We start from the raw sequence: 6,474 nt of genomic DNA, 5'->3' as shown, positions 1-6,474 counted from the left end.
GAATCGCTTTCTTCGGTAGAGGAGGCGTCTGCACTCTCCTCCAAGGATGAATCGCTTTCTTCGGTAGAGGAGGAGTCTGCACTCTCCTCCAGTGATATTGCGCTTTCCTCGGTAGAGGAGGAGTCTGCACTCTCCTCCAGGGATATTGCGCTTTCCTCGGTAGAGGAGGATTCCTCAGCTTTCTCCAGGGATGAATCGCTTTCCTCGGTAGAGGAGGAGTCTGCACTCTCCTCCAGGGATATTGCGCTTTCCTCGGTAGAGAAGGATTCTTCTGTCTCTTCCAAGGATATTGCATTCACCTCAGTAGAGCCCTCTGTTTCTGCACTGTTCTGGGAAGATGTCGCTTCCTCTGTGCTCAAAGCATCTTCTGCAGAAACTGGGCAAGATTCACTTGTTTCTATTGGATCCGCTGTTTCAGCACTATCCAAAGTTGCTTCGGGGAGGGGTTCCGCTGCTGAATTGTCTACGGTGTTAGCAAGCTGATTTATATTGCTGTCGTTTTCAGCATGTGTTTCGACAATTGGAGATTGTTCGCTGAGTGCTCTGCCTTCTTGTTCCGTGACCAAATCTTCCAGAACAAACGCGAAACCTGGATGTGTGGCGTTCTGATCTTCTAGAGCAGGAGAAACAGAGGGAAGAGCATTTTCTGCGAGACTCTCTGTTTCGGGTACGCTTGCAGCAAGTGCCTCATTGTCATCTGCCAGTGCATCAGCAGCGTCAACAACGGCAGTGGCAAGGGAAAGATCCGTATCGTTACTGTGCACCTCTTCCGACGTTATCTCATCGCTTGGTATAGGTTCTGAGAGGGTGGGTTGTTCTGCCACTTTGGTGGTTTCTGCTGAGGAATTATCTGTATCTGACTCTGCGCGAAGAGAGTTTTGCGCGCTTGCGTTGTTCTCTTCTGTTGTCGGCGCAGCAGCAAGGTCAGGTATGCTCTTTTGCAGAGGTTCATCTGCCAAAGTTGTGCTGCATGATGCCGCCTCTGAAGAGGGAGAGTCTATCTCCTCTGCATCCTTAGCAGCACTGGGCAGTGTGGTATCGTTTGGCTCTGGTTCATGAACGTCGCGCTCGCTCTGTAGAATCTCTTCTTTCGCTGGCTCCTCGGCAATATCAACAGACAAAACCTCCTCGGCAATATCAACAGACAAAACCTCCTCTGTAGCGGGCTCTTCTGGGGGTGTTACAGGAGCAGCATCAACTGTTGCAGGGAGAGAGTCATCTGCTGGTGTCGCAAGGCTTGTTTGCTCTTCTGCAGAGGCAGACAGAGCAGCATCGGTAACAGTTTCACTCTCTGGGGGAGAGTTGTCGGTTGGCGAAGAGAGAGCAGGCACAGGCTCTGGCTCCACTGCTGGTGGAGGCGGAGGAGGGAGGGTAGGAGGGGGTGCGGGTGGCGGCGAGGGCTGAGGAGCAGGCGCTGTTGCTGCAGGAGCAGAGGCGGCAGGTTTGTTGGCTGAGGGTGTACTGCCTGCAGAATTGCTGGCGGGAGTTTTATTGGCTGTTGCTGGATTGATACGCTTGCTTTCCAAGCGCTTGGGCTCATTGACTGCATTTTGGAACAATGCGGCGACATCCAGAATCAACACAGTTGTATCATGATGATGGCTGATTCCTTGCAGTCGATTATTTTGCAAGCCGGAACGGGGTGGAGGATTGATCTCCTCTTCCGCCAATTCGATCACTTCATGGACGGAATCAACCACGACACCCATCCAAGTGGAGACATCATCCCGTTCTTTGTCGGTGCGGTATGAGCCGTCCAGAATCACAATACGCGATTGTACAGTGGGTGTGCTACGCAGCATACCCAATTTTTGCCGCAAATCGCTGACCGGGATCACATAGCCACGCAGGTTGATTACCCCCCATACATCCTTACTGGAAAGGGGGACATGGGTGATATGTGTGGTACGTGCCGCCGAACCGGTATCGACCAGCAATTCAATAACCTCACGGACATATACCAGGTCCACGGCATACAGATCATCGGCCAATTGCAGTGTCAAAACTTTCATGCTATCCCCTCGTGCGGGACTGCCCCCCGCCGTTAAATCATTTGATGAGCCAATAGGGAGCTGAAGGCAGCGCTCCTTTGCTTTCGGCAGATGGATAATACACCGATAACTACTGAAACCCTGCTATTCTAACGAGGTAATGATGAAAAAGCATAGCAAAAAAACGCACTCTGTGGCATAATGCAACAAAATGCAGGTTGGTTATCAGCGACTCTTAGGGAAGGGGAATGCAGAATGGCGAAAGATTCAGTGCTGGATGAGGCCTATCAACGAGCCAACCTAGCTTTCAGCAATGAAATGGAAATGTTGACCTTCTATTTGACCGATGATCAGCTTTATGGGATCAATGTCTTCAAAATTATTGAGATCATGGAGTGCCCAAAGGTGGTGACCAAAACCCCCTATTCGCATCCGGTGGTCAAGGGCAACATTGACTTTCGTGGTCATCCCATCTCCCTTTTTGATCTGGCTGAGGGGTTGGGTCTGCCAACGATCGATTATCGCAATACACTCAGCTATATTTTAGTCTGTGAATATAGTGGTACGATTCAGGGATTTTTGGTTTCCCGGCCCAACATGTTGATCAATAAAAGCTGGAGTGATATTGTCAAGCCGGATGGAGCCCTTTATGACCGCAGCTATTTGACTGCCATCACCTACCATAACAATGTACCTATCCAAATTTTGGATGTCGAAAAATTGTTGGTGGATATTTTGGGCATTGATACCTCTGTGTCCGATGAGTTGGTACAACAAGGTCGTTTGTTGTCGGTAGATCAACACAAGGTGCTGGTAGTAGATGATTCCAAGGCGGCGTGCAGCATGTTGTCAGCAGCTTTGGATCAATTGGGTGTATCGCACGTGGTGATGAACAGTGCACAAGAGGCGTTGGATCTTTTGGCGCGGGAGTTGAAGGCCAATGATGGCCAGTCTCCATTCACCTTGATCTTTACCGATTTGGAAATGCCGGGAATGGATGGTTTTACCTTTACCCGCAAAGTGCGGGAGATGCCCGCATTGGACAATGTGCGTTTGGCGGTGCACAGTTCTCTCAGCAATAAATCCAACTGGGAAAAGGCGCAACAGATGGGTGCCGATGAGTTTGTGCCGAAATTTTCTCCAGACCGCTTTGCCGAAGTGCTGTTAAAGCAGATTGCCGACTCTGCAAAGCCCCGCACAGTGGTTACAGCCAAAGCCTCTTAAGCCTTTTTGGCGCTATCCCCCGATTTTGTTCTGTAGTTTCCTCGCATAAAAAAATCCAGGGAGTTTGGCTCCCTGGATGAACAAAACGATCTGAAAACAGATTATTAATTTCCTTCTCACGACATGCGTAACGCATAGGTCACGCCACTATCTGAGCATAGGTCACGCCACTATCTGAGCATTGGTTACCCACAATCTGCGGGGGAGCTCCATCCGGATGGTCAGAAGAGTTCAATATCCCCTTCATCCATATTGGCCTGTTGCACAGGACGATGACTTGTCGATTGCATCAACTGTTTTTGCTCTTGCAGACGTTGCTGGGCGTGCAAAACCCGCTCCCGTCTGGGGATGGCATCATTAAATTGCAACTCAAGATCAAAAACATTATCCCATTTTTCCATGGCAGTGACCTTCTTCTCAATGCCCTGGGTGAGTTGGGTCACCATATCCTCAAACTGCAAAGAGAGAACCGCCATGCCGATACTGTTGTGAATTTCGCCAGTGATTTGCACCACCTGCTGTAACAATTTGGCAGTCAAGCGATCATTTTCACTGATCTGCGCCATCATGGCATCGACCTTGTTTTTGGACTCCATGGAAAAACTCATATCCTTGGAGGCCATCTCTTTCACCACCTCTTTGGCGGTATCCACATGGTTGCTGGTCTCCACCACCACATCACTGATCAAGCCACTCACTTCACGGGAGGCGATGGCTAAACGACGCACTTCGGCAGCAACCACAGAAAAGGCTCCACTGGCCTGTCCTTCGCGTGCGGCAACGATACGAGCATTCAAGCCCAACACCTTGGTCAAATCGGCGATGGCATTGATTTTACCCAACGACTCTTCCACTTGCAGCATTTCTGCAGAGACATCGTCGATGCGATACATCATGGCCATACTCTGCTGGCTGACAGCCACGATATGCTCCACAAAGGCTTGCAAAATGGCATCGGTTGCAGTGACAAATTCACCGATGGTGATATTGCCCTTTTTTTCCTTGCTGCTCTGCTTTCCGAGGCTGGAGACCAGGCCGGAGACCAACTCATTCTGCTCTGCTGTCAGCTCGCGCAGCATGCCAAAGCTTTCGCTTAATTTTCCGACGGCCTCTTGCACCTGGGTACGGATTTGCATGCCATCCGCCCGCAGACTGGCCAGTTCCCGCCGTAATTCAGCACGAATCTCTTGAGAGAGTTTTACAGGATCCAATTTATCCATCGTTGTTTACCTGACGCCAAGCAACATACAATTATACCGAAGCTGAATCAAAAGACTGCTGCTGTTGCAACAGAGCATTTTGCAATTTAAGCAAACGTTCCCGACGTGGTTGCGTCTCATTGAGGATCATTTCCATATCCACCAAGCGGGCAAAGCGCTCCAAGGCAGAGATTTTGCGCTCAATCCGCTTGAGAATGGGTACTACCGATTCTTCAAAGCGCAACAGACTGACTGCCAGATCGACTTTGTCATCAATATCTTCCGTAATGCCGGATACCTGCCGCAATGTCTTGGCCCGATATTGATTGATGGCGCTGATATCCGCCATCATGGTATCGACCTGCCCTTTGGCATTCATGGCAAAGCCCATATCTTTGGAGGCCATCTCTTTGACAATATCGCGCACCGAATGAATATTGGCATTGGTCTCTTCCACGGCGGTACTGATTTGGTCGCTGACCTGACGGGAGGAGGAGGCCAATTGATGGATTTCGGTGGCCACAAAAGTGAAGGCTTCCCCGGAGCGACCGGCACGAGCGGCCACAATACGGGCATTGAGAGCCAAACCTTTGGTCAGTTCAACCACCGTATTGATTTTGCTGAGGTGTTCCTGCACGCGCAACATATAGGCTGCCACATCATCCATGCGATAGACCATACGCATGCTCTCTTGACTGATTTGCGCGATACGGTCAACAAAGGTGCGCAAAATCGCATCGGTGGCTTTGACAAACTCCTGTATGTTGGCTGAATTGCTGTGCTCCTTTTTCTTTCCCTCTTTGTCGGTAGGGGCTTCGTCCAAATCAGAGGCCAAACCGATGACCAGCTCTTGTTGTTGTTCGGCTTGTCGGCGCAAGCTGTTAAAACTGTTATCCAGTTTAACGACGGTATCACGAATCAGCGAGCGCATCTGGCTGCTGGCAGAGCGGATATCGTCCAGTCCTTTGCCAAACTCGGCTTGAATTTCCCGGTTGAGTACGGTCGCGTCGTTCACAGCATTTCCTATCGACAAAAAATGGTTTCAGCCTAAAAGTCCAACAGCATATTTTTATCAAGCAGCAGCTTCGGGCATCCCACCAACGCGCATTTCCATTGCCTGTTCCAGCTCTTCTGCAGAGAAGACCTTATCGGTATCCAGGATGATGATGAAATGATCACCTTGTTTGCCCATGCCACGGATAAAATCGGTACGCAGTTTGGCACCAATTTTTGGTGGGGGATCAATTTGATCGGGATCCAGGCTCATCACCTCTTTGACCGAGTCGGCCATGGCGCCCAGTACGGTTTTGTTTTCCCCGATGGTGACCTCGATAATGATAATACAGGTATTTACAGTCCGTTCCGACTGGGACATGTTGAATTTCTGGCGCATGTCCATCACCGGAACCACGCTGCCGCGCAGATTGATCACACCACACATAAATTTAGGGGTACGCGGCACTTTGGTCAACTGCGTATATTCAAGAACCTCTTTTACCCGACCAATATCGACGGCAAACACTTCCTCAGCCAGTACGAAGGTCAAAAATTGCGTTGTTTCGGTGACACTACTGGTCGCCATTGATAGGACTCCTCCTGTTCAGGCTTGATCGACAAGGCATTAGCAAATGTGCAATGGCCTTATACCAGGTTGCAGGCAAAGATATAGTTTCGTTGGCCGCATTGTCGGCTTTCTGCCGTACTGCAAATATTCTCTTGTCGTCCTCTTTTTGCCTATTTGTTCATATCATCCGCATGCAGCCTGCCATCGTTTGCTCTCATTCGCTGCCAATGCCTCTGTCGTTTCTCTACAGAACCGTTCCGCCGCCACACCCACCTGCATGCTGCATTGTTCAGGGCTTTGCCTCTTCATCACCGCACCCCTTTTGGGCGCGCACGTCAACAGGCTTTAGGAGAGCTGTGGGTGGTTAAAATTTTTCAAACTCGCTATCGTCCGCAACTCCCATATCCAGAACGGCTCCCCCTTTTTTTGAAGGAGCTGCAGGCAATGCAGCTTTTGCTGGAACAATGGCCTTTTTCTGCTTAACTGGCAAGGAGCT

General features: G+C 50.1%; 5 protein-coding genes. 1 reads left to right on the top strand and 4 read right to left on the bottom strand.

The annotated features are described in order from the left end of the window. On the bottom strand, positions 1-2,012 hold a 2,012-nt coding region (locus tag EJP87_RS08345), incomplete at its 3' end, for a chemotaxis protein CheW (protein ID WP_130471406.1). A gap of 234 nt (positions 2,013-2,246) precedes the next feature. Between EJP87_RS08345 and EJP87_RS08340 the strand changes: the two genes are divergently transcribed. Next, on the top strand, positions 2,247-3,215 hold the full coding sequence (locus EJP87_RS08340; RefSeq protein WP_130471405.1) for a chemotaxis protein CheV: 969 nt from the start codon (positions 2,247-2,249) through the stop codon (positions 3,213-3,215). Positions 3,216-3,436: 221 nt separating this feature from the next. Here the strand turns inward: EJP87_RS08340 and EJP87_RS08335 are convergent, their stop codons facing one another. From EJP87_RS08335 to EJP87_RS08325, 3 genes are read right to left on the bottom strand one after another with little or no spacing between them, the layout of a single operon-like run. After that, positions 3,437-4,435 (bottom strand): methyl-accepting chemotaxis protein, encoded by a 999-nt coding sequence (locus tag EJP87_RS08335; RefSeq protein WP_130471404.1) that lies wholly within the window; start codon positions 4,433-4,435, stop codon positions 3,437-3,439. Positions 4,436-4,466: 31 nt separating this feature from the next. Continuing rightward, on the bottom strand, positions 4,467-5,429 hold the full coding sequence (locus EJP87_RS08330; RefSeq protein ID WP_130471403.1) for a methyl-accepting chemotaxis protein: 963 nt from the start codon (positions 5,427-5,429) through the stop codon (positions 4,467-4,469). A gap of 57 nt (positions 5,430-5,486) precedes the next feature. Then, positions 5,487-5,996 carry a chemotaxis protein CheW gene (locus tag EJP87_RS08325; RefSeq protein WP_130471402.1) on the bottom strand — a complete coding sequence of 170 codons (510 nt, stop codon included), beginning with the start codon at positions 5,994-5,996 and terminating at the stop codon, positions 5,487-5,489. Positions 5,997-6,474 lie beyond the last annotated feature (478 nt).

Origin of the sequence: Candidatus Magnetaquicoccus inordinatus, from assembly GCF_004217665.1 — a bacterium.
GTDB classification, from domain to species: domain Bacteria; phylum Pseudomonadota; class Magnetococcia; order Magnetococcales; family Magnetaquicoccaceae; genus Magnetaquicoccus; species Magnetaquicoccus inordinatus.
The sequence above is the reverse complement of the archived record's forward strand: the minus strand, read 5'-3'. Positions and strand labels throughout refer to the sequence as shown.